Source organism: Amycolatopsis kentuckyensis, assembly GCF_002155975.1.
Lineage (GTDB): Bacteria > Actinomycetota > Actinomycetes > Mycobacteriales > Pseudonocardiaceae > Amycolatopsis > Amycolatopsis kentuckyensis.
Genome location: NZ_MUMI01000157.1, coordinates 600 through 815 on the forward strand (window position 1 = coordinate 600; position 216 = coordinate 815).

Genomic DNA, 216 nt, shown 5'->3' on the forward strand with positions numbered 1-216 from the left:
CGAGGCGGGCCGGGGCCACGCGATATCCAGCCGCCGTCATGGCCGCCTCCCGTTCCGCCGCAAGGGTCGTGAGCGGTACAGCGGGTCAGAACCCGCGGGACCACCCACGAACGTGTCAGTACGCTTCCGGGTCCTCGCCGATGACCGGGGGCGCGACCGGGGCCGACTGGCCCCAGACGTTCTCCGTCTCCACCAGCCACGCCGGGATCCGCCGCC